Origin of the sequence: Caballeronia sp. LZ065 (genome assembly GCF_031450975.1) — a bacterium.
Classification (GTDB): domain Bacteria; phylum Pseudomonadota; class Gammaproteobacteria; order Burkholderiales; family Burkholderiaceae; genus Caballeronia.
In genome coordinates this window covers 1426897-1451307 of sequence record NZ_JARUXV010000001.1, presented here as the reverse complement: position 1 = coordinate 1451307, position 24411 = coordinate 1426897, and the positions used below count along the sequence as shown (strand labels likewise).

Sequence of the window (24411 nt, the reverse complement as noted above, 5' to 3'; positions counted from 1 at the left end):
GCGCGCGTTTTCTCGTTCCCCGACGACAGTGAACCGGCGCTTCGCATGCCGTCACCGCGCAGTCCCGGACAAACGACTTAGTGTAGGGGGCGCGCCCGGCCGCATTCAACGATTTCTTTACCCGAAAGCACACCTTTTTGGTGGGCTTCCGCACGGCTCCCCGGCCCTTTTTTTGCCGCTGTCATGCCATGCGAGAATCGCCGCTGCGAATTTCTCTTTTTTTGCGCTGATCGTTGCGCCGTTCCCGCCATGGCCCGAGACTCCTCCTCCATCCCGCTCGTGCGCGACGCCGCGTCCGCCGACTTCGACGGCATTGCCCGGATCTATGCCCATTACGTCGAGCACGCGCTTGCCACTTTCGAGGAAGTGCCGCCGTCCGCCGACGACCTGCGCGCGCGCCATGCGGCGATTTCGGCCGCCGGCTTGCCGTATCTGGTCGCCGAAGTCGACGACGTGATCGCGGGTTATGCCTGCGCGTCGGCTTATCGGCCGCGCTCGGCGTACCGGCATACCGTCGAGGATTCGGTCTATGTCGCCGATGGCTTTCATGGGCGCGGCATCGGTCGGGCGCTGCTGGAGGCGCTCATCGAACGTTGCGAACGCGGGCCGTGGCGCCAGATGATCGCGGTGATCGGCCACAGCGGCAATGCCGGTTCCATCGCGCTGCACGTGCGGCTCGGCTTCGAGCATGCGGGCGTGCTGCGCCAGGTCGGCTTCAAGCACGGCCAATGGGTCGATACCGTGCTGATGCAGCGCGCGCTCAGTCCGGTTCGTGAGGCCGCCGCGCGACCGCCCGCGCACAGCAGCTAAGATTCGAGCTTTACGTCCCGCGCGATTCCAGCCTTGCCGACTTACACCCTCGCCTCCTCCGTCAGCGCGGAAATCGACATCCGCAAGAGCCGCTTCATCGCGTGCGCCATTCCCGTGGCCAATCGCGACGCGGCCATGCACGAACTCGACGTCCTGCGGGCCGCGCATCCAGGCGCGACGCATGTCTGCTGGGCGCTGCTCGCCGGCGGTCAGTCCGGCATGTCCGACGACGGCGAACCCTCCGGCACGGCTGGCCGCCCGATTCTGGAAGTGCTGCGTCATCACGAGGTGGACGGCGTGCTGGCGGCGGTCGTGCGGTACTACGGCGGCATCAAGCTGGGCGCGGGCGGCCTCGTGCGCGCCTACACCGACGCGATCGCCACCGCGATGCAGCAGGCCGAGCGCGTGGAACGGATCGAGCGCGGGCTGATCGGCATCGAGCTCGACTACGCCGACGAAGCGCGCGTGCGTCGCTGGATCGAGCAGCATGAAGCGGAACTGATCGAGAGCGCGTATGGAATGACGGTGCGTCTCGTCGTGCGCATGGCCGCCGCAGCGCGTGAACCGGCGGCGCTCGAACTGCGCGATTTGACGAGCGGCCGCGCGGGCATCGAGGTGCGGTCGTGACGCAGTCCGCCAGGGAGCCCGGCACCTGTGCCCTCGTCATCGAGCCGGATGGACACTTCATCGCCGTCAGGGACGGTGAGAGCCTGCTCGAAGCCGCGCTGCGCGCAGGCTTGTCGCTGCCGCGCTCCTGCCGCAACGGCACGTGCCGCGCATGCATGTGCCGGCTCGTCGACGGCGTGGTGTCGTATCGCGTCGACTGGCCGGGGCTGACCAGGGAAGAACAGGCGCAGGGCTGGATCCTGCCATGTGTGGCCCTGGCGCGCGGAAACGTGACGATCGATCAGCCCGACACGCGTGAAGCCATCGCCCACACGCGCCCCGTGCGCCCGCGCGGCTTCTGACCCGGGTTTGTCGGTATTGTCGTCTTGAATCAACGATCTACGATTGGATTCCCGGAGCCGGCGCAGGACCCATCCCTGCAAAGGGCGTGCAGAGTGGCTCTCAAAAAGTGTACAATTGCGCTTTGCCCAAAATTCTGGCAGGGCCAGATCAACCGAGATTTCAATGACTAAAGTTCTGCTGAAAGAAAACGAACCGTTTGACGTCGCAATGCGCCGCTTCCGCCGTACCGTCGAGCGTACGGGCCTGATTCAGGAACTCAAGTCGCGCATGGCTTATGAAAAGCCCACCACCGAGCGCAAGCGCAAGAAAGCTGCTGCTGTCGCTCGCCTGCGCAAGCAGATCCGCCGCGCACAACTGCCGAAGAAGTTCTATTGATCGATTGCGGGGCCCTGCCCGCATCGGATCACATTAGTTCGGCATCGTCGCCTGAGTTCGATCGGGTCGCGGTTTCGCGCGGAGAAGGTCGCACGAAAGCTCGCGGAGTGACGCACAGTCTGGTGCGCCCCGGTCGGTGAGAATCGGCAAGATTGCTCAAAGCCTGCATGAGTGAATGCTCATGCAGGCTTTTCGTGTTTCCGGGGGTGGGGATTTTCGAGAGAAAGCGTGTCCACGCGCGGAAGCGGCGCGAGAAGCAACTTGGCCGAAAAGAAAGGCGCTACGCAGATATAGACGCACAAAAGCAAAGAGCCCGGCTTAACCGGGCTCTTTGCTTGATGACTTGGTTGCGGGGGTAGGATTTGAACCTACGACCTTCGGGTTATGAGCCCGACGAGCTGCCAGACTGCTCCACCCCGCGTCTGAAAGAATTAAATTATAGACTGAACCGGGAATCAGAGTCAAACGCTCTTTGCATTCAGTGTCACTGCCGCGGACTCGACCGATTCGTGTCGGCTTGCTGCCTGCTTCCCTGTCGCCTGCGCGGCCCGCTGATGCGCCTTCGAAAGCTTGCCCAGCAAGGGCAGCAGCGCAATGGCCATAACCGCCCCACCCGCCGCCAGCCAGCCCAGTCCGAGAAACAAATGCGTGTACAGCGGCAGCGACTGCGCCGCATCGAGATTACCGGCGGGCATACGTGCGAAGTTCGCGACGACGCTGCCGAGATACTGCGACACGCCCGTCGCGACGAAAAACGCGCCCATCATGAAGCCGCCCATGCGCGCCGGCACGTACCGGGCGATCATCGCGAGTCCCAGGCCCGAAACCAGCAGTTCCCCGAACGAGTACAGCCCGTAGCCGGCCACCATGAACCACGACGAAACGCGCCCTTCCACCGCATAGCGCCCGCTCAGGCCGAACACGAAGAAGCCGATGGCCACGACCACGAAGCCCAATGCGTACTTCGCCGCCACCGGCATGTCGCGCCCGCGCCGGGCCTGACGCGCGTACACGACGGCGAGCAGCGGGCTCAGCACCATGATCCAGATCGGGTTGAGCGCCTGAAACTGGGCCGCGCTCCACGTGAACAATTCAATCCCGCCGATCGAGAACGCCGGGTCGACGTTGCGCAGCGCGAACAGCGTAAGCGACGTCGACATCTGCTGGTAGAAGACGAAGAACAGGATCACCTGGAGCGTCAGGATCAGCGCGGCGATCAGGCCGGCGCGCTCGCTGCGGTCGCAGGTCTTGAGCATGAAACCGAAGATCGCCAGGATCGCGACGCCCGCCGCATACACGCAGGCCACCGCGACTTCCTTGTGCTGCAGGATGAAGACCGTCGACGCCGCCACCGCAAACGATCCCGCGATTACCGCGAACACGCGCGACCCGCGCAGCGGTTCGTCGTCCGGCGCCGAGCCGACGTGTGCGAGCGACCGGCGCAGCAGCGCGAAATTCAGCAGGCCGAGCAGCATGCCGCCGCAACACACGGCGAATGCCGCGTGCCAGCCCCAATGATCCTTGATCCACGGTGTGGCGAGCATCGAGAACGTCGAGCCGATATTGACCGCCATGTAGTAGAGGGTGAACGCGCTGTCGATGCGCGCATCGTCGCCCTCGTAGATGCGGCGCACCAGGTTCGCCGCGTTCGACTTGAACAAACCGTTGCCGACCACGATCACGCCAAGCGACGCGTACATGAAGCCGAGCGTGTCCACCGGCAGCGCCAGCATCAGATAGCCGCCCGCGAGCACGATGGCGCCCGCGATCATCGTGCGGCGCGCGCCGAGCACCTTGTCGCCGATCCAGCCGCCGATCGACGGCGCGGAGAACACCAGCGCAGTGAAGGCACCCCAGGTCAGGTTGGCGTGATCGTCGGCGAAACCGATCTTGTCGATCATGAACAGCACGAGCAACGCGGCCATGCCGTAATAGCCAAAACGCTCCCACATCTCGATCAGGGAAACGGTGGTGAAAGAGCGTGTCTGCGACATACCGGGCGATGAGTTAATCATGAGCAGGGAAATCCTCCGAACAGCGGCAGTTGAAACAGCCAGATGAGATACGCCTTCTTCGGCAGAAAGCACGGCAAGGCATGAATCCGGCTTTCACGGCGATCATGAATGCGCGACATACAATTCAGCGTAAAAGCAGAAGCCGTGATTATTACGGATCACAGATAGTAGCCGTCTCTGGAACAATGACAATCCGCAAAGGGTGAAACGGACAATTTCGGGGATTGATGCGTGAGCAGCGTGCAGCGCAGGCGCGCCGCACGTGTCGAGAGGGATTATTCATCGACCGTCCATTGTCACATCGTTTTACGAATTTATCGGACGACGATGTTCTCGGCTCTCGACACACTCAAAAGAATCGCTTTCGGGCGCGTCAGTTGATTGAAGCCAATCGCAAGCTTATTGCGACTGACGAGTGCCGGATTTTCCGGTGGTTTGTGCACACGGTCACTCGGTAATAGCCCTGTCGCATAAATCTGCGCTTATTCCCAATAACCAGAAGTGATAATCAGGGAATTGCAATTGCAATAAAAAAACATAATCAGGCGGCCGGCCGGCGAACGAAGGCCAGCATGACGCCAAAGCCGATCATCAGCGCACCGCTGATCCGGTTGAACCACACGAAGCCGCGCGCGCCCCGCGACATCGAGCCGAGCCGCGCCCCCAGCAGCGCGTAAATGACAATGGCCACGAGTTCGAGCAAGAGGAAGGTGGCGCCGAGGATGGCGAAGCTGGTTGCGTAGGCGCTTCGGTCGACGAACTGCGGGAAGAAGGCGGTGAACACCAGAATGGCCTTCGGATTGCCCGCGGCCACCCAGAACTCCTGCTTTGTCAGCCGCGCGATGCTGGCGGTACCCGAGTCAGTTCCGGGCTCCGTCACGATCAGCGCCGGTCCCGAGCGGATCAGCTTCACGCCGATCCACACGAGATAGCCGGCTCCCGCGAACTTGATCGCCGTGAACAGCGTCTGCGACGCCAGCAACAGCGCACCGAGCCCCAGTCCGGCGATGGCGATCATGATCGCAAAAGCAACGAGCCGTCCGAACGACGCCCGCACCGACGTGCGCACACCATCGCGGGCGCCGTTCGACAGCGACAATACATTGTTCGGCCCAAAGGCCATGTTGATCGCGAAGCACGCGGGCAAGAAGATGAAGTAGCTTTGCAGCGACATGGGACACCTGCGAGACGGACGGACAGAAACCGTCAAGCTAGCACGCGCGTTCTGCCCGCGAAAGCGTCAGAAACGATGCCGGATGCCCGTGCCGATCATCAACTGATTGCGTCCGCTGGATGGATCGTTGGTGTTGATCACCGCCGGTGCGTTCGAGGAAGCGCGTTGATAGATCGACTCGAGATAGACGTCCGTGCGCTTGGAGAGCAGATAGTCGACCTGCAGCGCGCCTTCGTGCCAGTGCGCGCCGCCGCCATTCGTGTAGACGTACATGCCGGCCAGCATGATGGCCGGCGTCAGCTTGTAGATGCCGTTGATCTCGTAGTTGTTGAGACCGAGCGACGGCGCCAGATCGCCGCTGTCGGCATCGATGACGCCGGAATTGATCGCGCGCGAGAACGCCCCGCTCAGCGTGAATTCGCGCAGCTCGTAACTCATGCCGACGCCGAAGGTGTTCTGCTGCTGCACGTTGGCGGTGAAGACGCTGCCCTGCGTCGTGCCGGGCAGCGTGAGGGCTTCGTAGGCGCCGGTCGTCGTGTTGCCGCGGCCATTGTTGTGCAGATAGGCCGCGCCGGCATTGAAGGAACCGAGCGAATAATTCGCGCCGACGCTGTACGCGCGGTTGTCCGAGAACGCTCCCGCTTCATTGGAAAACGCATACAGGCCGCCGAAGCTGAAACCGCCGTAGGTGGCGCTCGTGTACTTGACCGAATTCGATGCCAGGAACGAATTGTTGGCGTTGTCGTTGTCGAGCACATGCGCGAAGGCCGTGCCGCCGATGTTGCCGGTCAGCGTGAAGGTCTGGAAATAATCGTGGATGGAATCGTACTGGCGTCCGAGGGTCACCGTGCCGAGCCGGTCCGAGCCGATGCCGACGTAGATCGGATGGTCGTTGAGGCCTTCGCCGGTGGCCACCGACAAGCCGCGTTCGAGACGGAAGATCGCCCGGGCGCCTCCGCCCAGGTCTTCGGAGCCCTGCAGGCCCCAGTAGCTGCCGTCGATGGTGCCGGTAGTCAGCCGGTACTGCGAATGACCGCCGACGTTGTTGGTCCAGGCCAGCCCTGTGTCGAGTTCGCCATACAGTTGCACCGAACTCTGCGCCCAGGCGCCACAGGGCGCGCCAAGCAAGGCCGCCGCGATGGACAACGCCCGCACGGCCGCGACCGGCGCGGATGGAGTGAATGGAACGTCTGCTTCGGAGTACAACGACACACCAGGGGGAGCGCTTGGTCGGGTCGGCATGACAGTCTCCGTTGTTTCTCCGTTTGAGAAAGATTGTCAGTTTTGTGAAGAGGCTTGTCAGAAAAAATTCCGACGCACTTGCATCTGTGTCCTGGAACCAACGAACAGTCGTTCTGCGGCTTTTTTTGTCTTGCCGATTCGCCGCGCTTGAGCCTAGCCGACGTCGCCTCCGGCTTGCCGCTAGAATCGACACGCCTTCCCCTTACTAGCCCACTCGTCAAAGCCACCATGCCCTACCCGACTCGCGCCATCCTCACGGGCCATACACGCGGACTCGGCGCCGCGATCGCCGCGCAACTGCTGGCCCAGGATATCGAGGTGCTTGGCCTCTCGCGCACCGCCCATGCCGGGCTTGGCGCCCGCTATCCCGAAGCGCTGAGCCAGATCGAACTGGATCTCGCCGATTTGTCCGCGCTCGCCGACTGGCTCGCGGGCGACACGTTGCTCCGCTTCATGAACGGCGCGCAACAGGTGCTGCTCGTGAACAATGCCGGCGTGCTCGCGCCGGTCGGCGCCCTCGCCGCCCAGGCGCCCGCGCAAGTGGCGCGCGCGGTGAGCGTGAACGTCGCGGCGCCTTTGATGCTTGCGGCGGCCGTCGGCGAATCGGCCGCGCGATCCGGCGCGCAGGCGCCGGAAACGCGCATCGTCCATGTGTCGAGCGGCGCCGCTCGCAATGCCTATCCCGGATGGAGCATCTACTGCGCAACCAAGGCCGCGCTCGATCAGCACGCCCGTGCGGTCGTGCTGGACGGCAACCCGTCGGTGCGCATCTGCAGCGTGGCGCCGGGCGTCGTCGATACCGACATGCAGGCGGAGATCCGCGGCATCGGTCTCGACCGTTTTCCGCTGCGGGAACGCTTCGACGCACTGAAACGCGACGGCCAGCTCGCGACGCCGGAAGAATCGGCGCGCAAGCTCGTGGAACATCTCCTGAGCGATACGTTCGGCAGTCACCCGACCGCCGATGTCCGCGAGTTGCCCTGACGGCGGAAGCGCCCTCTCAGGCCGCCGCGCCCGCCGCGGACGGCAGTTCGAGCGCGGCGCGCGAAAGCGCGTCCGCGCGCTGGTTGCGGGCACGGGGAAGCCACTGGATGCGCGCATCGCCGAGTTGCGCGATGAGCGCGCGCGCATGTTGCGCGTGAGCCGCAAGCGTGCGACTGCCCGCGTGTTCAGGCCCGTTCACGTCATCGATCACGACGCGGCTGTCGCCATGAATCACGACGCCTTGCGCCCGCTCGCGCAGCGCAGCTTCGAGCACCGCGATAAGGGCACGATATTCCGCTACGCTGCTGTCGCCATGGCCGCAGGCGGCGCTGATCTCCACCGTTCGGCCGCAGGGCCCGACCAAGACCCCGCCGATCCCGAGCCGGCCCGGATTCGGCAGCGCCGAGCCGTCGAACCACGCGCGCCATCCCGCTGCGACGGACTCGGGCTCGCGCTGCTGCGCGGCGATCGACCGTTCGGCGCGACGCCTCTCGCGCAATCCTCGCGCTGCTTCATCCTTGCGCTGGGCCGCACGGCGCGCTTCGACGAGCGCTTGCACGGTCTGTCCGGCAGCGGCCTTGGTCAGCGTCCTGAACAGCGCCGCATGTTCGCTGATGGCCGCGCCCCGGGCGAGCCTGCGGCTTTGCATGCGTTCCCGTTTGTAAGCAACGGCCAGCAGTTCCTCGAAATCGATCATGAGACCCGGGCAAAATGAGCGAACGCCGAGCTTAGCAGACCGGTGCGGCGTGGCCGTGCGGCGCCCGTCCGTATGGGTACGGCCGTTGCTGATTCAATGCAGGACCGTCGCGCGCAGTCCAGAAGACGCGGGAGGTCTGTCCGCAATTGAGCCAAGGAGCAGAACATGAATGATTTGATGGGATCGTCTTCCGGCGGCGCGAAGATCGTCGGCAAGGGCGCGGCAACCGCTGCGGGACCGGGACCGGATGTGATGGCGGCCAGTACGCTCGATGGCAATTCGGTGATCAGCAGCGATGGCCACGACGTCGGCTCGCTGAAGGACATCATGCTCGACGTGAGCAACGGGCACATTGCGTATGCGGTGCTGTCGAGCGGGGGATTTCTTGGAATCGGCAATAAATTGCTCGCCATTCCATGGAGCGCGCTCACGCTCGATACGGACAACCGCTGCTTCCGCCTCGATGCAACGGCTGAACAGGTCCGGAATTCACCAGGTTTCGACAAGGACGCGTGGCCGTCGATGGCCGATCACGTATGGGCCAGCACCGTACATCAGCACTACGGGCGCGAGCCGTACTGGGCGACTGATCGTGCGAGAGACGTGAGCCCGTCGGGGGCCATTCCGCCCGAGGGCGTCGATGCGCCCGAAGCGGGTGGAGTCAAGCTCTAGCGGAGCAATCCGACAGCATTCACCGGTCGCCGCGATCAGTCACGCGGCCGTTCGCCGACCTGCATGTTGGTGCCTTCCGTCTCGTCGGTGAGGGCGCGGAGCACATCGGACGCAAAGTCTTCGATGGCGAGATGCCACTCGAGCGTGCCGACGTCGAAGTCGTTCGGATTGCTCTTCCCTTGCGCCCGGCGGATTGCGCCTACCGAGAGACTCAACGCGCGTGCGTGCTGGAAGTGCGGGTCGTCCGAATCGATGAAAGGGAGTTGGTCTTTGTTCATGGTACCTATTACGGTCCGTGCTGACGAAACTTGAGATGGGGCACCCGGTACGCAATCGTTTGCGCGAGGGAATGCCCTGATTCACATGCAAACCTATCTAAACCTTGCCGGAAACTCGGGTGTCGACGCATTCGACATCCTGCGTACCGGCATCATGGTGCGCTTCGTCAGCGGTGGGACTTATTTGTATGACTATCACGTGCCCGGACGTACACACGTGGAAGCAATGAAACGTCTGGCCCTGAGCGGGCGTGGCCTCAGCACCTATGTTTCACGGCTTGGCGCGGAGTATGCCAAACGAATCGCTTAGCTGCTCGAACCACGCATTCTACGCGATGCACAAAACCTTACTTCGTACGAATCGAGCTCAGTCATCGGCGCATGATCGTTTGGATACCCAATGAATATGATGATTGTTCGAACGCGTCCGGAAGGCAAGCATTGTCCGCCGGCGCGGCATGGTCGATGCTGACATTTCCGTAAGCGACGCATCCGCGTCGACTTTCAAGGAGACGGTCATGAAAGCCACTCTCGTCATCGGCGGCGCCCTGCTCGCGCTCTGCAGCGCAACGGCCTTCGCCCAGGACATGTCGCGCGATCAACTCATGCAAAAGCCTCAGCCGATGCAACCCGGCAAGCACGAGTCCGTGCCGATGCCTCACACGGGCGATGCATTACGCGGCGGCGTACCTTCGGGCACATCGGAAAGCGGAACACTGATGCAGCAACGCGAACACGGCATGTCGTCCGACGCGCCTGCGAGCAAGTCGCAATCGACCGGCACCATCAAGCAATGAGCGAAACATGCGCGTGGCGTCGATGATGCACGCGATGCCACGCGACAACAGCCGTCAAGACGTCAAGTTCGCCGGAGCCGATCGTTTGCCTCGCGCTTGATGATGCTTCGCTCAAAACCGCGGGTTTAAACCGTATATACTGTTTTCTCCACACGAACAGGAGAGAACGGATGAGCACACTGCAAACCAAGGCGCCCACCAAGAAAGCCTTCCACTTTCCGAAGAGCGCCGGCGGCAAGACACAGGCAAAAGCAAAGGTGGAAGCCGTCGATGGCACGACCGCCGAAGCCAAGCCAGCAACGGCTCCGGAAACCTCGAACAAGCTCAAAGCCAGCAAGAAGCCGGTGGCGCAGGCCGCATCGGTGAAAACCGCCAGGAAGACTGCCGCCAGGAAGACCTCGGCAACGGCGCCGAAGCAGACCCCCGCTGTTGAAGCGGAAGCAAAGCAGAACGCGGTGAAGGCTCCGCCGAAGACCGAAGCAAGACCGAAGCGCGTGAAAAAAGAAAAAGTCGTACGCGACAGTTTCACGATGCCGAAGTCGGAGTATGCGAAGATCGCCGCGCTAAAGGAGAAGTGCCAGAAAAGCGGTGTGCGCGTGAAGAAGAGCGAACTGCTGCGCGCCGCAATCGCGATGCTCGAGGCAGCGCCCGAGAAACGGTTGATCGCAGCGATCAAGGCGCTCGAGACGGTCAAGACCGGCAGGCCGTCGAACGGCTGAGCCGCATCGATCCTTTTGCATTGACGCCGCTGCTCGGCTTGCCCTTCGGTTTCGACATGCATACACGCATGTTTGCGTGGGCTTTGGAACGAACAGCCGCCCAGACAAAGCAGCCGCAAAAACAAAAGTTCCGCATGGCCGATGACCATGCGGAATCTGATATTTGTTCTGGCGGAGAGAGAGAGTCTGCCCTAATGCGCTGACTTCCTGTGAGACCTCACTTGGGTTTTGCCAGGATCACGAAGATATCCTGTCAGTGCGAGGATTCAAGCACCACCCGATGACGCGCGCACTTTCTTGCGTCAAGATCGTTCCGACCATCACTCAACAACGCGCTTGAGCGATGCATGCCGGCAACGCTGCGCGAGGCACTCGCCGGAACGACATCCGGCAAACGCCATTCGATGACCTGAAAAGACTTGGTACACGCCGCCGAGTCTGAAGCGATGCGCAAAGCATGTGCGAACACGCTTACCGTTTCGAGCGCGTAGAGCGTTGATGCGCTGGCCGCATCGCAAAGTCCCGATAACCCGGCGGGTATAATTTCTTAACCCGAAAAACTGAGCCGGATACGGTATTGCTTCTGACTGAATGAGCGGGACTGCCATTCGATCCGCCGATCGTTCCAAACCAGACGTCATGTCTTTCGCTCATCGCCAGCCTCGGACGATGCCCGGCACGTAGTCGCACTTTCCATAACAAAGGCACTCCACTGCCGTTGCCAGACGATGACAGCGAAGCTTCCCGACAACATGGCCTCATCCGGCAAGAATTCGCAGAGACCCGCGACGCGCGAGCGCCGCGGCACCGACCGGCGTCTTCCTTTCGCGACGTCCCGCAGCGTGAGTCAGCGCGCCGTGTTTTGCGCGGGCATTGCCCTGTTCACGCTGGTCTTGCTGCATCAGGCGGGCGGTTCCGCAGGCGTTGCTGCGGCGCTTGCTTCGTTCGTCGGCGCGCTCGTGCTCGTACAGGCCGGCGAACTCGTGCTGGAAGCCGCGCATGCCGGTTCGCTGAGCGCGCGCTTGCCCGCCGCGTTTTGCACCGGCGTCATGCTGGTCAGTCTTGCCATACTTCCTGTCGTCTGGTTCGCGAATGTCACGGCGGCGACGGCTTTCGTCGTGGTCGGCACCGCGGTCGCGGCATGCGGGTTCTTCAAACGCGGGCGCATGCAGACTCCTGTATCAGCGGCATCCGAAGCCGACTGGACCGATGTCGTCGTCACGCTCACGCTTGCGGCGCTGGTGTGCTGGTTTTGTCGCCATGCGGCGGGCGCGCTTCCTCATCTGATTGAAACCGGAACCCTTCCCGCCTCGAGCGATTACTTCATCCACGCGGGCGTGGTCGCCAAGTTTGGCGATCCGCTCGCCATCGGTCCAAGCGATATCGGGATGTCCGGTTCGCCGCGCGCGTTTTATCACTACGGCTTCTTCATGCTGGCAGCCGCGCTTTTGCCGCTTGCCGGCACGCCCGCGCTCGGACTTGCGACCGCCGCGCTGCTGCCCATCGGATTGCTCGTCGGCGTGCTGGGCCTCTACGTGTTCGCGACGGAACTCGGCGGCCGGCGCATCGGCATGTTCGCGGCTTTGCTGGTCATGTGCCTGCCCGATGCATCGCATTACTGGTTGAAGAGCTGGTTCTACGGATTTCACTGGCTGCTGTTCGCCGCGCCGGGATCGGGCTATGCGACGGGCATCGGGCTCGTGGCGCTGGCGCTCGCCGTGCGCTGGACGAGCGCGCGACCACGCAATGCGTCGTGGCGATGGCCGTTGTTGGCGATGGGCATGACGTTCAGCCTCATCATGTTCCGCGCGCATATGTTTCTGCTGCAAGCGCCCGCCCTCTTCGCGCTGATCACATTCACCGCATGGCCGAGACTGCGCGCGCGCTTCATCGTGATCGTCGTGCTGACGCTCGCCGCGGTCGCAGCCCTGCTCGCGTTCAATACGCACATGCGCGACATCTGGCTCAACTTCTCGCAAACGCCGCAGTTCCTCGACCTCATGCTGAAGCAGTTCGCCACACCGGCACTCGCCGCGACTTACGCGCATCTGTTGAGCCAGTACGGCCGCGTGGCAACCTCGATCATCGGACTCGCGATGCTGACCGTGGCACCGCTCGGCGTCTTCCTGCCGGTCTATGCGGCCGCCGGCGCCCTCCTCGCGCGACGCCACGCATTCCACATCCGCGACGCCTTGCCGTTGCTGATGCTCGCGTGCTACCTGCTGCTGATCGTGTTCGCGCCCGTCGCGTACAACGGCGATTCGTCGGAGTACAAGCAGCGGCACTTCGTGCTGCTGTACCCGGTTTTCGGCGTCTATGCCGTGTGCCTGCTCGCGCGACTGTTCACAAGCGAGACGCACAGCGGCCGCACGCTGCCACTGCGCGCGCAATCGATCGCATTCGTGCTGATCGCGCTGGGATGCGCCGTGAGCGCGTCCGGCTTCAATCCTGCGAAACCATCGTCAGGCGGCGGAGAAACTTTCTACGAGGTGCCGGTGAATCGTGACCTGGTCGACGCCGCGCAGCACATCCGGCGCCACAGCGTGGTCGGCGATACCTTCGCGATTGGCGGCCCGGACTCGAATCAGCTCATCCTCGATTCCGCCACCGTGCTGACGAGCCTCACCGACCTTCCCGCGTATCTGTCGCGCACCGCTTTCCAGTTGACGCTCGGCGGCATCAAGACGCGCATGGCGAAGGAGCGCATCGCGATGATTCAATCGATCGATCGCGCCGAGACACTCGACCAGGCGCAACGCCTGCTGCGCGATGCGCACGTGACGTGGTATGTCGTGCCGCGCGAGCAACCGATGAAATCAGACCCTCGAGGCGAACATGCGTCACACAGGAACGCGGGACTGTTCGTCTACCATGTGCTGCCCAGCACGCCCTGAGCGCGACGCGCCGTTCAATCACCGCCATGAAGAAAGTCGCCATACTGCAATCCAACTACATCCCGTGGAAGGGTTATTTCGACATGATCGCCGCCGTCGACGAATTCGTGATCTACGACGAAGTGCAATTCACGAAGAACGACTGGCGCAACCGTAACCGCATCAAGACGCGCAACGGCGGCGAGTGGATCACGATTCCCGTTCAGCAGGAACGGCTCGATCAGAAGATCAGCGAAACGCGCGTGCTCAACGGGCGATGGGCGGTCAAGCATTGGAAGGCCATCGCGAACAACTATGCGCGCGCGCCCTACTTCGCACAGTATGCGGACGTCCTCGAAGCGCTTTATCGGCAGGCGGGACAGCTTGAATGGCTGAGCGAGATCAATCTGCTGTTCATCCGCACGATCTGCAACTTGCTCGGCGTCACAACGAACATCACCTCGTCGCGCGACTACGATCTCAGCGGCGACCGCGTCGCGCGTCTTGTCAGCGTGTGCTGTCAAGCGGACGCACAGGTCTATCTGTCAGGGCCCGCTGCGAAAAACTATCTGGACGAAGCCCTGTTCGCAGCGGCGGGCGTCGGCGTGGAATGGATGAGTTATGACGGCTATCCCGAGTACCCACAATTGCACGCGCCTTTCGAGCACGGCGTGACGGTTCTCGACCTGCTCCTCAATACTGGCCCGCACTATAAAACCTATATGAAGCAAGCCTGATCATGGATATCTCGATCGTCACTACGTTGTACCGGTCTTCGCGATACATCGAAGAATTTCACCGTCGCATCGCGGCGGACGCGGAAAAGCTCACACAGGCCTTCGAGATCATTTTCGTGAACGACGGTTCGCCAGACGATTCGCTGCACGTGGCGCGCTCGGTGTGCGAGCGCGACTCGCGCGTGAAGGTGCTGGATCTCGCGCGCAACTTCGGTCAGCATCGCGCGCTCATGTGCGGCATCCGGCATGCCGTCGGCGAGCGGGTTTTCATCATCGACGTGGACCTGGAAGAGCTGCCGGAAAACCTCGGGCGCTTCTGGCACGCCATGAACGAGGACCCCGAGACCGATGTGATCGTCGGCCAGCTCACCCAGAAGACCATGCCGCGTTTCAAGGGCACGGCGAGCGATCTGTTCTACAAGCTCTTCAACGCGTTTTCGAGCGTCAGGCTATCCGATCGCGACATCATCGCGCGCCTGATGAAGCGCAACTATGTGGACGCGTTGCTCGACTATCACGAGACCGAGATCTTCCTGCCTGCCGTCTGGGTCGACGCGGGCTTCAGGCAGAAGCGCATCGTCGCGACGAAGACCTTCGACGGCATGTCGTCGTATACCTTCCGCAAGCGCCTCTCGATGGCCGTGGAAGCCATCACGTCGTTCAGCAGCAAGCCGCTCATCATGATCTTCTATGTGGGGCTGTTGTTTTCGGCCGGCGCGACGCTTGTCATCGTTTATCTGCTGATGCAAAAGCTCTTCATGGGCCGCGTATTCCAGGGATGGACGTCGTTGATGGCGGGGCTATTTTTGATCGGCGGTATCATCATCTTTTCGCTTGGCGTCGTCGGCATTTACGTGTCGAAGATCTATCTCGAAGTCAAGGCGCGACCCAATTCGATCGTGAGAAAGATCTATCAGGCCGATCGCGAAGCACCGCAGCGAGATCACGCAGGATGAAGCGCAATGAATGACTTGATCATATTCGGGGCAACCAGTCTGGCCCGGCTGGCGCGCTACTACGCGGAACAGGACATGGGTCAGAAAGTGCATGCGTTTGCCGTCGATCGCGAATACCTGACCGAGGACGAATTCGCTTCGCTGCCCGTTATCGAATGGCAGGAAGCCGTGCGGCGCTTTCCCGCGAATGAGGTGTCGGTATTCGTCGCCGTCGGCTACCGCAACATGCGCGCGCGGCAAGCGGCGTATCAGCGGATCAGGCAAAGCGGTCATGCGATGACGAATATCGTCGCGTCGTCGGCCTATGTGGCGAAGGACGTGGTCATGGGCGAGAACAATATCGTGATGCCCGGCGTCGTCGTGGAACCGGGCGTGGTAATCGGATCGAACAACGTGCTGTGGTCCAACGCCACTATTTGCCACGATACGGTCATCGGCCACCATAACTTCATCGCGGCCAATACGACGCTCGGCGGCGGCGTGTCGCTCGGCGAGCGCAATTTCATCGGCTTTTCGTCGGTCGTGCTGCAAGGGCGGCGCATCGGCGATGACACGCTGATTGGCGCGCAGTCGCTCATCACGCACGATACGGCCGATCTCTCGCTCTACTACGGCAGCCCCGCGAAGCGCATTCGCGCACTGGACGCGGACGTGGGCGTCGTCGTCGCCGATGCATGAATCCACGATGCCCGCCACCTCGAAAACGCTGATGACACACGGCTTGCGCAACGCATTCGGACAACTGCTTCGTTACGGTCTGGTCGGCCTGACGATCAACCTCGCCGGCTATCTGATCTTCGTGCTCGCGACCACGCATGGCGCCGAGCCCAAACTGACGATGACGTTCCTGTATCTCGCGGGCATCGCGTCCGGTTTCTGGGCGAACCGCAACTGGACCTTCAAGGATCGCGGCAACCTGCTGGGGCCGGGCCTGCGCTACGCGTGCGCATATGGGCTCGGCTATCTGCTCAATCTCGGCCTGCTGCTGGTGTTCGTCGATCACCTGCATTACTCGCCGCGCGTGATCCAGTTCATCGCCATCTTCGTGGTGGCGGCCTTTCTGTTCGTCATGCTCAAGCTGCTCGTTTTCATGCAGCCCGCCGCCTTGCAGGAGAAGCACCGATGAAACGATGCCTCGCCTGCCAGCATCTGTTTCCGGCAGCGTCCGACGCCTGCACCCGTTGCCGCTGGACGCCGCCCACGCGCGACGCGCTTCCCGCCTACGCGCCCGCGTTGAGCGATGCCAGCGAAGGCTTCCGCGCCACGCATTTCGCCGAACTCGCCGCGCTCGAATCGGACAGCTTCTGGTTCCGCGCGCGGAATCGGCTCATCCTATGGTCGCTGCGCCGATATTGCCCCGGCTTCGCTTCGTTTCTTGAAGTCGGCTGCGGCACGGGTTATGTGCTCGCGGCGATCGCGCAGGCGTTTCCGCGCGTGAATCTGTCCGGCAGCGAAATCTTCTCGGCGGGACTCGCGTTTGCGGCTTCACGGCAAAACGCCGCGCGCTTCATTCAAATGGATGCGCGCGATATCCCCTTCGTCGAAGAGTTCGACGCCATCGGCATGTTCGACGTGCTGGAGCACATCAAGGAAGATGAACTCGTTCTGCAGCAGGCGCGCAATGCGCTCGCGCCGCGCGGCACGCTGCTGCTCACGGTGCCGCAGCATGCGTGGCTCTGGAGCGCCACCGATGAATACGCGTGCCACGTGCGCCGCTACGCCGCGAGCGATCTGCACGCGAAGCTGCGCGACGCGGGCTTCGAGATCGTGCGCAGCACGTCGTTCGTTTCGTTTCTGCTGCCCGCCATGATGGCGGCGCGTCTGTCGAAAAAAGGCAAGAAGCAGGCTGCAGACGAGGGCGCGGAACTGAGCATGCCGTCGTGGCTGAATCGACTCTTTGAAAACATACTGGCCGTCGAGACAGGGCTGATCCGTGCAGGTCTCAACTTTCCCGTGGGCGGCTCCCGACTCGTGATCGCAAGAAAACTATGACGATTCATATTCCGTTCAACAAGCCGTACATGACCGGCCAGGAACTCGGCTATATCGCCGAGGCGCACGGCAATCTGCATCTGGCCGGCGACGGCATGTTCACCAAGCGCTGCCACGCGTGGCTCGAACAGCACACGGGCGCGCGCCGCGCGCTGCTCACGCACTCGTGCACCGCCGCGCTCGAAATGACCGCGCTGCTCGCCGCGATCAAGCCCGGCGACGAAATCATCATGCCGTCCTACACGTTCGTATCGACGGCCAACGCATTCGCATTGCGCGGCGGCGTGCCAGTGTTCGTCGACATTCGCCCCGACACGCTCAATCTCGACGAAACCCGCATCGAGGCCGCGATCACGCCGAAGACCCGCGCGATCGTGCCCGTGCATTATGCGGGCGTGTCGTGCGAGATGGATGCGATCACGGACATCGCGAAGCGGCACGGTCTGCTCGTCATCGAAGATGCCGCGCAAGGCGTGACCTCGACGTACAAGGGCCGCGCGCTGGGCAGTATCGGCGATCTCGGCGCGTACAGCTTTCACGAAACGAAGAACGTCATTTCCGGCGAAGGCGGCGCGCTGCTCGTGAATGCGCCCGAGTTCGCCGCGCAGGCGGAGATCATTCGCGAGAAAGGCACCGACCGGAGCCGCTATTTTCGCGGCGAGGTGGACAAGTACACGTGGCAGGACATCGGCTCGTCGTTTTTGCCGGGCGAGCTGATCGCCGCTTTCCTGTGGGCGCAACTGGAACAGGCCGGGCGCATCACCGATGAGCGGCTCGAAAGCTGGACTTACTATCATGCGCTGCTCGCCGACCTCGAAACCGAGGGCTGGCTGCGCAGACCGGTCATTCCCGAGCACTGCGCGCACAACGCCCACATGTACTACGTCCTCGTCGCGCCGCACGTGAATCGGCAGGTCGTGCTGGATACGTTAAAACAGGCGGGCATCGGCGCGGTGTTTCACTATATTCCGCTGCATTCGTCGCGCGCGGGCATGGCCGTCGGCCGAGCGGCGGGTGAGCTCGACGTCACCGACGCCCTCGCCGGCCGGCTGATCCGGCTGCCGCTGTGGGTCGGGCTCACGCGCGCGAACCAGGAGGAAGTGGTGGACGTGCTCAAGCGCGCGCTACGTGCAGGCGCGCAAGCGGGCAACGTGTGAGGCGGTCTGGGCGCGTCGAGGTGATGCGTCGCGCGGGCGAGGCCCGCTCAGGCCCGTCGCGTTTCCATTGTCGCGCCTGACTGCTGGGGGGGACAAAAACGAAAAAGCCGCTGATCCTTTACGGATCAACGGCTTTACATTCTGTCCTGGCGGAGAGAGGGGGATTCGAACCCCCGATAGGTTTTACCCTATACACGCTTTCCAGGCGTGCGACTTAAACCACTCATCCATCTCTCCGGAAGTCCGCGATTATACCAAGTTCCCGCCACTGCGCCAGCCCCTACGGATGGCGAATGTAATCCACCAGTGCGCGCGTATAGGCGTCCGGCTTGCGATCCAGCAGACTCACCGCAATCGCCACCGCGAACCCCGCCGGCACGCCGAACACACCCGAACTGATCGGTTCGATGCCCAACCAGCGCGCCCCCGCGAACCCGGTGAGCTGCACGAAGAACGGATACGTCGACACAATGTAGTACACGCACACCACCAGCCCCGCGATCATCCCGGCGACGACCCCGCGCTGCGTCGTGCGCTTCCAGAACACGCCGAGCACGAGCGCCGGGAACAGGCTCGACGCCGCCAGTGAAAACGCCGCGCCCACCAGGAACAGGATGTTGCCCGTATTCAGCGATGCCACATACGACGCGAGCAGCGCCACGCCCAGCAGCAGGATCTTCGAGATGGTCACGCGCCGCTGACTGCTCGCCCCCCGATCCACCATGCAGTAATAGACATCGTGCGAGAGCGCATTGGCGATGGTCAGCAGCAGTCCATCGGCCGTCGAGAGCGCGGCCGCCAGCGCCCCCGCCGCAATCAGCCCCGAGATCACATACGGCAGCCCGGCAATTTCCGGCGCCGCCAGCACCACCATGTCGGGCTGCATCTGGATGCCCGCCCAGCGCACGATGCCGTCGCCGTTCACGTCGCTGATCCGGATCAGATACGGTTCCACGCGCCGCCACTGCGTGACCCATTGCGGCAGATCCGCGAACCGATGCCCCACCAATCCCGTCAGGATCTCGTGCTTGATCAGCACGGCGAGCACCGGCACGGTCAGGTAGAACAGCGCGACGAAGAATAGCGTCCAGCCGACCGAGCGCCGCGCCGACGCCACCGAGGTCGTCGTGTTGTAGCGCGTGAGAATGTGCGGCAGGCTCGCCGTGCCGATCGAAAGACACAGCAGCAACGCCAGGAAGTTCACCTTGTGCACGCGCGGGCTCTCGTCGCCGGCCGACCCCGGCGCGAAGGCTTCGGCCATCGGCACCGGAGCGGCCACGCGTTCGCTCAGCGCATCGCGCTCGCGCGTCCACTTGACCTGCGCATCGGCGGGGTCGCGCGGAAAAGCCGCCAGCTCCCGTTCCCGCTCGTTGATCTCGCGCAGCGGCCCGTTATGCCGACGCAACTCGGCAATCTCCGCCGTCAGCCGCGCATGCTCGACATGAAACGACTGCGGCAACGCGTCGATGCGCTCCTGCACCCGCGCCGCCTGCCGCTGGAAATCGGCACGCACACGCGCTTCGTCGGGCGACACGGCCACCGCCCGCTCGAGCGACTCGACCCGCTCCATCACGCGACCATAGTTCAGTTGCGGAAACCAGCCGAGACCTTCTCGATGCGCGATCATCGACACGGGAATCAGCATCGCGCTGATGAGGATGATGTACTGCGCTACCTGCGTCCACGTCACGGCGCGCATGCCGCCGAGAAACGAGCACACCAGAATGCCCGCAAGCCCGCAGAAGATGCCGATCGAAAACTCGATGCCGATAAAGCGCGAAGCAATCAGCCCGATGCCCTGGATCTGCGCGACGAGGTACACGAACGAACAGAGAATCGCCGCGACGGCCGCCAGCGCGCGCACCAGGTTGCTCGAGAAACGCGTGCCGAGAAAGTCGGGAATCGTGTAGCGGGCGAGCTTGCGCACATACGGTGCAAGCAGGAACGCGACGAGGCAGTAGCCGCCCGTCCAGCCCATCACGTAGGCGAGGCCGTCGTAGCCGCTCGCATAGATGGAGCCCGCGAGGCCGATGAACGAAGCCGCCGACAGCCAGTCCGCCGCCGTCGCCATGCCGTTGAACGCTGACGGCACGCGACGCCCGGCCACGTAGTATTCGACCAGGTCCGAGGTGCGCGATAACAAGCCAATCACCGCATAGACCGCGATCGGCACGAACAGGAACACGTAGCCGATCCACGTGCCCGGTCCCGTCGTGCGCTCGATGCGCTCCATCAGGAAGATGAACAGCAGGAAGCCGAGCGTATAGAGCGCGTAGTAGAGGATCAGCCGGTTCGTGAGCTTCATGCGGCCTCGCCCTGTTCCGCGCGGGCGACGCGCAGCAGGCGCGCATCGGCAAGCTGCATCAGCACGATATAGACGACGATCAAGCCCACATACACCAGGATCGCGCCCTGCGCGCCGAAATAGAACGGCAACGGAAAGCCCGCGACGCGCATGTGATCGACGCGTTGCGCCACCAGCGGCAGACCGAACGAGACGACGAAGCCGATCGTCATCAGCACGGCAATGAGTGCGAGGTTGAAGCGCCAGTACGTGCGATGCGCGCGCGCCATCGCGGCCGAGACGGGCGGCGGGGAAGCGGGCGGCTGGCTGGAGGAATCGGCGGGAGGGGTGGCCATGCGGCTTTTTAACAAAACCGCATGGCATCGGCAATCAGGATCGACCGCGCCGCTCAGTGCGCAGTCGCGAACCTGAATGCATCAGCGTGCTTCGCCGAGCTGGTCGAGGATGGCGGGGTTTTCGAGCGTCGAGACGTCCTGCGTGATCTCCTCGCCCTTCGCGAGCGAGCGCAAGAGGCGCCGCATGATCTTCCCGGAACGCGTCTTCGGCAGGTTCTCGCCGAAGCGAATGTCCTTCGGCTTTGCGATCGGGCCAATCTCCTTGCCGACCCAGTTGCGCAACTCGGTCGCGATCTGCTTCGCTTCGTCGCCTTCAGGACGCGCGCGCTTCAGCACGACGAACGCCACCACGGCTTCGCCCGTCGTGTCGTCCGGACGGCCGACGACCGCCGCTTCCGCGACCAGCGGATTCGCGACCAGCGCCGACTCGATCTCCATCGTGCCCAGACGGTGGCCCGACACGTTCAACACGTCGTCGATGCGGCCCATGATCGTGAAATAACCGGTGGTCTTGTCGCGTACCGCGCCGTCGCCGGCCAGATACAGCTTGCCGCCGAGTTCCTCGGGGAAGTAGCTGGTCTGATAACGCTTCGGGTCGCCCCAGACGTTGCGCAGCATCGACGGCCACGGCCGCTTCACGACCAGGATGCCGCCCTGCCCGTTCGGCACGTCCTGACCGGTTTCATCGACCACCGCGGCCATGATGCCCGGCAGCGGCAGCGTGCACGAACCGGGCACCAGGGGCGTCGCGCCCGGCAGCGGCGTGATCATGTGGCCGCCGGTCTCGGTCTGCCACCACGTATCGACGATCGGACATTGCCCGCGCCCGACGTTCTCGTGATACCAGACCCATGCTTCCGGATTGATCGGCTCGCCGACCGTGCCGAGGATGCGCAGCGTGGACAGGTCGAAGCTCTTCGGATGCACCTTCGCGTCCGCCTCCGACACCTTGATCAGCGAGCGAATCGCGGTCGGCGCCGTGTAGAAGATCGTGACCTTGTGGCGGCCGATCATTTCCCAGAACCGTCCCGCGTGCGGATAAGTGGGCACGCCCTCGAACATCACCTGGGTCGCGCCGATGGCCAGCGGCCCATACGCGATATAGCTATGCCCGGTGATCCAGCCGATGTCGGCCGTGCACCAGAAGACATCGTCCGGCTTCATGTCGAAGGTCCACTTCATGGTCTGCGCGGCCCACAGCAACAGGCCCGCCGTGCTGTGCTGCACGCCCTTCGGCTTGCCCGTCGAGCCCGACGTATAGAGAATGAACAGCGGATGTTCCGCGCCCACCCACTCCGGCTCGCAGTGCGCCGGCTCGTTCTCGACGATCTCGTGCAGCCACGCGTCACGCCCTTCGGTCCACGCGACCTTGCCGCCGGTGCGGCGATACACGATCACGTCCTTGACCTTCTCGCAGCCGCCCGCGGCCAGCGCTTCGTCGGCGATGCTCTTGAGCGGCAGCGCCTTGCCGCCGCGCATCTGTTCGTCCGCCGTGATGAGCGCGACCGCGCCGACATCGACGAGACGCTCGTTGAGCGACTTCGACGAGAAGCCGCCGAACACCACCGAATGCGTAGCGCCGATGCGCGCGCACGCCTGCATCGCGACCACGCCTTCCACCGACATCGGTAGATAGATGACGACGCGGTCGCCCTTCTTCACGCCGCGCTTCTTGAGCGCGTTCGCGAGACGGCACACGCGCTCGAGCAGGTCCTGATAGGTGATGTGAGTGACGGCGCCGTCGTCGGCTTCGAAGATGATCGCGTTGTCATGGCCGCGGCCCGCTTCGACATGGCGGTCGAGACAGTTGTACGACGCATTGAGTTCGCCGTCTTCGAACCACGTATAGAACGGCGCCTTCGTTTCATCCAGCACCTTCGTGAACGGCTTGTGCCAGGCGAGCGTCTCGCGTGCGAGGCCGGCCCAGAAACCTTCGTAATCCTTCTCCGCCTGGGCGACGAGCGCCTGATACGCGTCCATCCCGGCAATGGCCGCGCCCGTCGTTGCCTTGGCCGACGGCGGGAATACGCGTTTTTCGTGAAGAACTGATTCGATCGCAGACATCGACAACCTCTCTGATGGTGTTTCCAAAATCCGCCGGCACCCGCATCGCTGAATGGGCTGCGGGTGCCGCATGTTGTGGGATCCGTCAGCGGAAACGCGCGGCGTTTCCGGACCGGATCCTGTCTCCGTTCTTGTGGCCGGAGCCGCCGTCATGGCGCGCGCGTCCGTCCGTTGCGATGGCCCGCGCCAGGCGGCGCGGGCGCTTGCCGCGGCGTCTCGTGGGGCCGCGGGCATGCCGCATCGACTTCAAGATAAGCCGCTCAACTTACCCGCTTCTTACGTGTATCGGCCAACGAGCACGGGGTATACGCCAAGTCAGCGCCAAGTAAGTGCGAAGTGAGCGCGGCCCGGACATGCGCTCCGCAATCGTAACTGAACTGACCCCCGGTGAGGTATCGGGCCCGGCGCGGCGTGCGATTCTTTTGATCTAAACCCGGGTTTCGGCCGCGCACCCTCTTGCGTCGCCCGCCGCGCACGCACCGCAACGTTCCCGCAGACTGTCACGCCGACGCGCTACAATACCGGGCTTTCCCTGACCGCGAACGTGCTCGAATCCCCGTTTCGCCGGCGCATTGCTTTCGGGTTCAGCCGCCGTTCTCTCCGTCCGTTTCGCATCGACTGAAAAGCCGCCCATGTCCGCTCCCAAGCCCACTCCCGCTTCCGCTCGGCCCGGCGCGATGAAGGCGCTCCCCAGAATCATCTTCATGAGCCGCTGGTTGCAGGTGCCGCTCTATCTCGGGTTGATCGTCGCGCAAGGCGTGTATGTCGTGCTCTTCCTGAAGGAAGTCTGGCATCTCGTCACGCACGCCATGACGCTCGACGAAACCAACATCATGCTCGTCGTGCTCGGCCTGATCGACGTGGTGATGATCTCGAACCTGCTCATCATGGTGATCGTCGGCGGCTACGAGACCTTCGTGTCGCGGCTGGGCGTCGAGGGCCATCCCGACGAACCCGAATGGCTCGACCACGTCAACGCCGGCGTGCTGAAGGTCAAGCTCTCGATGGCGCTCATCAGCATCTCGTCCATCCATCTGCTCAAGACCTTCATCAACCCGGACCAGCACACCTTCCATACCGTGCTGTGGCAAGTGATCATCCACATGGCCTTCCTGCTGTCCGCGCTCATCATGGCGTATGTCGACAAGCTGACCACGCACACGCATCCGCGGCACTTTCACGACGAGTCCTTCTCGCCGCCGCGCAGCGCAACAGACTGAGCGTCAACTGAAGCGTCGCCTGAACGCACACCAGAAAAAA

General features: G+C 63.2%; 25 protein-coding genes and 2 tRNA genes. 16 read left to right on the top strand and 11 right to left on the bottom strand.

Annotated elements, in window-relative coordinates; translation table 11 throughout:
* Positions 1 to 249 precede the first annotated feature (249 nt).
* From QCE63_RS06585 to rpsU, 4 genes are all read left to right on the top strand, one after another.
* Complete coding sequence (locus QCE63_RS06585) at positions 250 to 810, top strand: N-acetyltransferase family protein (protein ID WP_309831689.1); 561 nt, start codon at positions 250 to 252, stop codon at positions 808 to 810.
* 33 nt (positions 811 to 843) lie between these two features.
* Positions 844 to 1437 carry a YigZ family protein gene (locus QCE63_RS06580; protein ID WP_309831687.1) on the top strand — a complete coding sequence of 198 codons (594 nt, stop codon included), beginning with the start codon at positions 844 to 846 and terminating at the stop codon, positions 1435 to 1437.
* A 38-nt stretch (positions 1438 to 1475) separates the two neighbouring features.
* Positions 1476 to 1778 carry a 2Fe-2S iron-sulfur cluster-binding protein gene (locus QCE63_RS06575; RefSeq protein WP_309833709.1) on the top strand — a complete coding sequence of 101 codons (303 nt, stop codon included), beginning with the start codon at positions 1476 to 1478 and terminating at the stop codon, positions 1776 to 1778.
* A 163-nt stretch (positions 1779 to 1941) separates the two neighbouring features.
* Positions 1942 to 2154, top strand: coding sequence for a 30S ribosomal protein S21 (gene rpsU / locus QCE63_RS06570; protein ID WP_006999077.1), 213 nt, complete (start codon positions 1942 to 1944; stop codon positions 2152 to 2154).
* 344 nt (positions 2155 to 2498) lie between these two features.
* Here the strand turns inward: rpsU and QCE63_RS06565 are convergent.
* The 4 genes from QCE63_RS06565 to QCE63_RS06550 form a co-directional block, all read right to left on the bottom strand.
* Positions 2499 to 2575: transfer RNA gene (locus QCE63_RS06565), tRNA-Met, on the bottom strand.
* 40 nt (positions 2576 to 2615) lie between these two features.
* The gene (locus tag QCE63_RS06560) at positions 2616 to 4169 is read right to left on the bottom strand and encodes an oligopeptide:H+ symporter (protein ID WP_309831685.1); all 1554 of its coding nucleotides are present in this window, start codon (positions 4167 to 4169) and stop codon (positions 2616 to 2618) included.
* Positions 4170 to 4710: 541 nt separating this feature from the next.
* On the bottom strand, positions 4711 to 5343 hold the full coding sequence (locus QCE63_RS06555; protein WP_309831683.1) for a LysE family translocator: 633 nt from the start codon (positions 5341 to 5343) through the stop codon (positions 4711 to 4713).
* A gap of 66 nt (positions 5344 to 5409) precedes the next feature.
* Positions 5410 to 6585: a porin gene (locus QCE63_RS06550; protein ID WP_309831681.1), complete on the bottom strand. Its 1176-nt coding sequence runs from the start codon at positions 6583 to 6585 to the stop codon at positions 5410 to 5412.
* 228 nt (positions 6586 to 6813) lie between these two features.
* Here QCE63_RS06550 and QCE63_RS06545 point away from each other — a divergent pair, with 228 nt between their 5' ends.
* Complete coding sequence (locus QCE63_RS06545) at positions 6814 to 7569, top strand: SDR family oxidoreductase (protein ID WP_309831678.1); 756 nt, start codon at positions 6814 to 6816, stop codon at positions 7567 to 7569.
* Positions 7570 to 7585: 16 nt separating this feature from the next.
* Here QCE63_RS06545 and QCE63_RS06540 read toward each other — a convergent pair whose 3' ends face one another.
* Positions 7586 to 8266: a ribonuclease HI family protein gene (locus QCE63_RS06540; protein ID WP_309831675.1), complete on the bottom strand. Its 681-nt coding sequence runs from the start codon at positions 8264 to 8266 to the stop codon at positions 7586 to 7588.
* Between the two features lie 165 nt (positions 8267 to 8431).
* Between QCE63_RS06540 and QCE63_RS06535 the strand changes: the two genes are divergently transcribed.
* Complete coding sequence (locus QCE63_RS06535) at positions 8432 to 8938, top strand: PRC-barrel domain-containing protein (protein WP_309831674.1); 507 nt, start codon at positions 8432 to 8434, stop codon at positions 8936 to 8938.
* A gap of 35 nt (positions 8939 to 8973) precedes the next feature.
* Here QCE63_RS06535 and QCE63_RS06530 read toward each other — a convergent pair whose 3' ends face one another.
* Positions 8974 to 9216 (bottom strand): hypothetical protein, encoded by a 243-nt coding sequence (locus QCE63_RS06530; protein ID WP_309831672.1) that lies wholly within the window; start codon positions 9214 to 9216, stop codon positions 8974 to 8976.
* An 85-nt stretch (positions 9217 to 9301) separates the two neighbouring features.
* Here QCE63_RS06530 and QCE63_RS06525 point away from each other — a divergent pair, with 85 nt between their 5' ends.
* Both QCE63_RS06525 and QCE63_RS06520 read left to right on the top strand, forming a co-directional pair.
* The gene (locus QCE63_RS06525; RefSeq protein ID WP_309831669.1) at positions 9302 to 9526 is read left to right on the top strand and encodes a hypothetical protein; all 225 of its coding nucleotides are present in this window, start codon (positions 9302 to 9304) and stop codon (positions 9524 to 9526) included.
* Positions 9527 to 9734: 208 nt separating this feature from the next.
* Positions 9735 to 10013, top strand: a complete 279-nt coding sequence (locus QCE63_RS06520; RefSeq protein ID WP_309831667.1) for a hypothetical protein — start codon at positions 9735 to 9737, stop codon at positions 10011 to 10013.
* On the opposite strand, the gene QCE63_RS06515 is transcribed toward QCE63_RS06520, so the two are convergent.
* A complete protein-coding gene (locus QCE63_RS06515; RefSeq protein WP_309831664.1) occupies positions 10003 to 10881 on the bottom strand; it encodes a hypothetical protein in 879 nt (292 codons plus the stop codon). The genes QCE63_RS06520 and QCE63_RS06515 overlap by 11 nt on opposite strands.
* Positions 10882 to 11460: 579 nt before the next feature.
* On the opposite strand from QCE63_RS06515, the gene QCE63_RS06510 reads away from it, so the two are divergent.
* The 7 genes from QCE63_RS06510 to rffA are packed head-to-tail and all read left to right on the top strand — an operon-like array spanning position 11461 to position 18447.
* Positions 11461 to 13626 carry a hypothetical protein gene (locus tag QCE63_RS06510; protein ID WP_309831662.1) on the top strand — a complete coding sequence of 722 codons (2166 nt, stop codon included), beginning with the start codon at positions 11461 to 11463 and terminating at the stop codon, positions 13624 to 13626.
* 26 nt (positions 13627 to 13652) lie between these two features.
* A complete protein-coding gene (locus tag QCE63_RS06505; RefSeq protein WP_309831660.1) occupies positions 13653 to 14342 on the top strand; it encodes a WbqC family protein in 690 nt (229 codons plus the stop codon).
* 2 nt (positions 14343 to 14344) lie between these two features.
* Positions 14345 to 15298: a glycosyltransferase family 2 protein gene (locus QCE63_RS06500; RefSeq protein WP_309831658.1), complete on the top strand. Its 954-nt coding sequence runs from the start codon at positions 14345 to 14347 to the stop codon at positions 15296 to 15298.
* Between the two features lie 6 nt (positions 15299 to 15304).
* Positions 15305 to 15976 carry an acetyltransferase gene (locus QCE63_RS06495; protein WP_309831655.1) on the top strand — a complete coding sequence of 224 codons (672 nt, stop codon included), beginning with the start codon at positions 15305 to 15307 and terminating at the stop codon, positions 15974 to 15976.
* Between the two features lie 7 nt (positions 15977 to 15983).
* Complete coding sequence (locus QCE63_RS06490) at positions 15984 to 16424, top strand: GtrA family protein (RefSeq protein ID WP_309831653.1); 441 nt, start codon at positions 15984 to 15986, stop codon at positions 16422 to 16424.
* A complete protein-coding gene (locus tag QCE63_RS06485) occupies positions 16421 to 17290 on the top strand; it encodes a class I SAM-dependent methyltransferase (RefSeq protein WP_309831651.1) in 870 nt (289 codons plus the stop codon). The genes QCE63_RS06490 and QCE63_RS06485 overlap by 4 nt, the downstream gene beginning before the upstream one ends.
* A complete protein-coding gene (rffA, locus tag QCE63_RS06480) occupies positions 17287 to 18447 on the top strand; it encodes a dTDP-4-amino-4,6-dideoxygalactose transaminase (protein WP_309831649.1) in 1161 nt (386 codons plus the stop codon). Before QCE63_RS06485 ends, rffA begins: the two co-directional genes overlap by 4 nt.
* 147 nt (positions 18448 to 18594) lie before the next feature.
* Here the strand turns inward: rffA and QCE63_RS06475 are convergent.
* The 4 genes from QCE63_RS06475 to acs all read right to left on the bottom strand — a co-directional run bounded on the left by QCE63_RS06475 (position 18595) and on the right by acs (position 23151).
* Positions 18595 to 18684, bottom strand: a tRNA-Ser gene (locus QCE63_RS06475).
* Between the two features lie 43 nt (positions 18685 to 18727).
* Positions 18728 to 20752: a sodium:solute symporter family protein gene (locus QCE63_RS06470; RefSeq protein WP_309831647.1), complete on the bottom strand. Its 2025-nt coding sequence runs from the start codon at positions 20750 to 20752 to the stop codon at positions 18728 to 18730.
* Positions 20749 to 21087: a DUF4212 domain-containing protein gene (locus tag QCE63_RS06465; RefSeq protein WP_309831645.1), complete on the bottom strand. Its 339-nt coding sequence runs from the start codon at positions 21085 to 21087 to the stop codon at positions 20749 to 20751. The genes QCE63_RS06470 and QCE63_RS06465 overlap by 4 nt, the downstream gene beginning before the upstream one ends.
* An 81-nt stretch (positions 21088 to 21168) precedes the next feature.
* Positions 21169 to 23151: an acetate--CoA ligase gene (acs, locus tag QCE63_RS06460; protein WP_309831643.1), complete on the bottom strand. Its 1983-nt coding sequence runs from the start codon at positions 23149 to 23151 to the stop codon at positions 21169 to 21171.
* Between the two features lie 632 nt (positions 23152 to 23783).
* Here acs and QCE63_RS06455 point away from each other — a divergent pair.
* Positions 23784 to 24371 (top strand): TIGR00645 family protein, encoded by a 588-nt coding sequence (locus QCE63_RS06455; protein ID WP_309831642.1) that lies wholly within the window; start codon positions 23784 to 23786, stop codon positions 24369 to 24371.
* Positions 24372 to 24411 lie beyond the last annotated feature (40 nt).

Bases quoted from the DNA above. Each gene is read 5' to 3' on its own strand.
- QCE63_RS06455 (WP_309831642.1), top strand. From the start codon at position 23,784: ATGTCCGCTCCCAAGCCCACTCCCGCTTCCGCTCGGCCCGGCGCGATG.
- QCE63_RS06505 (WP_309831660.1), top strand. From the start codon at position 13,653: ATGAAGAAAGTCGCCATACTGCAATCCAACTACATCCCGTGGAAGGGT.
- acs (WP_309831643.1), bottom strand. From the start codon at position 23,151: ATGTCTGCGATCGAATCAGTTCTTCACGAAAAACGCGTATTCCCGCCG.
- QCE63_RS06500 (WP_309831658.1), top strand. From the start codon at position 14,345: ATGGATATCTCGATCGTCACTACGTTGTACCGGTCTTCGCGATACATC.
- QCE63_RS06470 (WP_309831647.1), bottom strand. From the start codon at position 20,752: ATGAAGCTCACGAACCGGCTGATCCTCTACTACGCGCTCTATACGCTC.
- QCE63_RS06555 (WP_309831683.1), bottom strand. From the start codon at position 5,343: ATGTCGCTGCAAAGCTACTTCATCTTCTTGCCCGCGTGCTTCGCGATC.
- QCE63_RS06585 (WP_309831689.1), top strand. From the start codon at position 250: ATGGCCCGAGACTCCTCCTCCATCCCGCTCGTGCGCGACGCCGCGTCC.
- rpsU (WP_006999077.1), top strand. From the start codon at position 1,942: ATGACTAAAGTTCTGCTGAAAGAAAACGAACCGTTTGACGTCGCAATG.
- QCE63_RS06485 (WP_309831651.1), top strand. From the start codon at position 16,421: ATGAAACGATGCCTCGCCTGCCAGCATCTGTTTCCGGCAGCGTCCGAC.
- QCE63_RS06545 (WP_309831678.1), top strand. From the start codon at position 6,814: ATGCCCTACCCGACTCGCGCCATCCTCACGGGCCATACACGCGGACTC.
- QCE63_RS06495 (WP_309831655.1), top strand. From the start codon at position 15,305: ATGAATGACTTGATCATATTCGGGGCAACCAGTCTGGCCCGGCTGGCG.
- QCE63_RS06490 (WP_309831653.1), top strand. From the start codon at position 15,984: ATGCCCGCCACCTCGAAAACGCTGATGACACACGGCTTGCGCAACGCA.
- QCE63_RS06560 (WP_309831685.1), bottom strand. From the start codon at position 4,169: ATGATTAACTCATCGCCCGGTATGTCGCAGACACGCTCTTTCACCACC.
- QCE63_RS06525 (WP_309831669.1), top strand. From the start codon at position 9,302: ATGCAAACCTATCTAAACCTTGCCGGAAACTCGGGTGTCGACGCATTC.
- QCE63_RS06550 (WP_309831681.1), bottom strand. From the start codon at position 6,585: ATGCCGACCCGACCAAGCGCTCCCCCTGGTGTGTCGTTGTACTCCGAA.
- QCE63_RS06515 (WP_309831664.1), bottom strand. From the start codon at position 10,881: ATGGTCATCGGCCATGCGGAACTTTTGTTTTTGCGGCTGCTTTGTCTG.
- rffA (WP_309831649.1), top strand. From the start codon at position 17,287: ATGACGATTCATATTCCGTTCAACAAGCCGTACATGACCGGCCAGGAA.
- QCE63_RS06465 (WP_309831645.1), bottom strand. From the start codon at position 21,087: ATGGCCACCCCTCCCGCCGATTCCTCCAGCCAGCCGCCCGCTTCCCCG.
- QCE63_RS06510 (WP_309831662.1), top strand. From the start codon at position 11,461: ATGACAGCGAAGCTTCCCGACAACATGGCCTCATCCGGCAAGAATTCG.
- QCE63_RS06530 (WP_309831672.1), bottom strand. From the start codon at position 9,216: ATGAACAAAGACCAACTCCCTTTCATCGATTCGGACGACCCGCACTTC.
- QCE63_RS06540 (WP_309831675.1), bottom strand. From the start codon at position 8,266: ATGATCGATTTCGAGGAACTGCTGGCCGTTGCTTACAAACGGGAACGC.
- QCE63_RS06520 (WP_309831667.1), top strand. From the start codon at position 9,735: ATGAAAGCCACTCTCGTCATCGGCGGCGCCCTGCTCGCGCTCTGCAGC.
- QCE63_RS06535 (WP_309831674.1), top strand. From the start codon at position 8,432: ATGAATGATTTGATGGGATCGTCTTCCGGCGGCGCGAAGATCGTCGGC.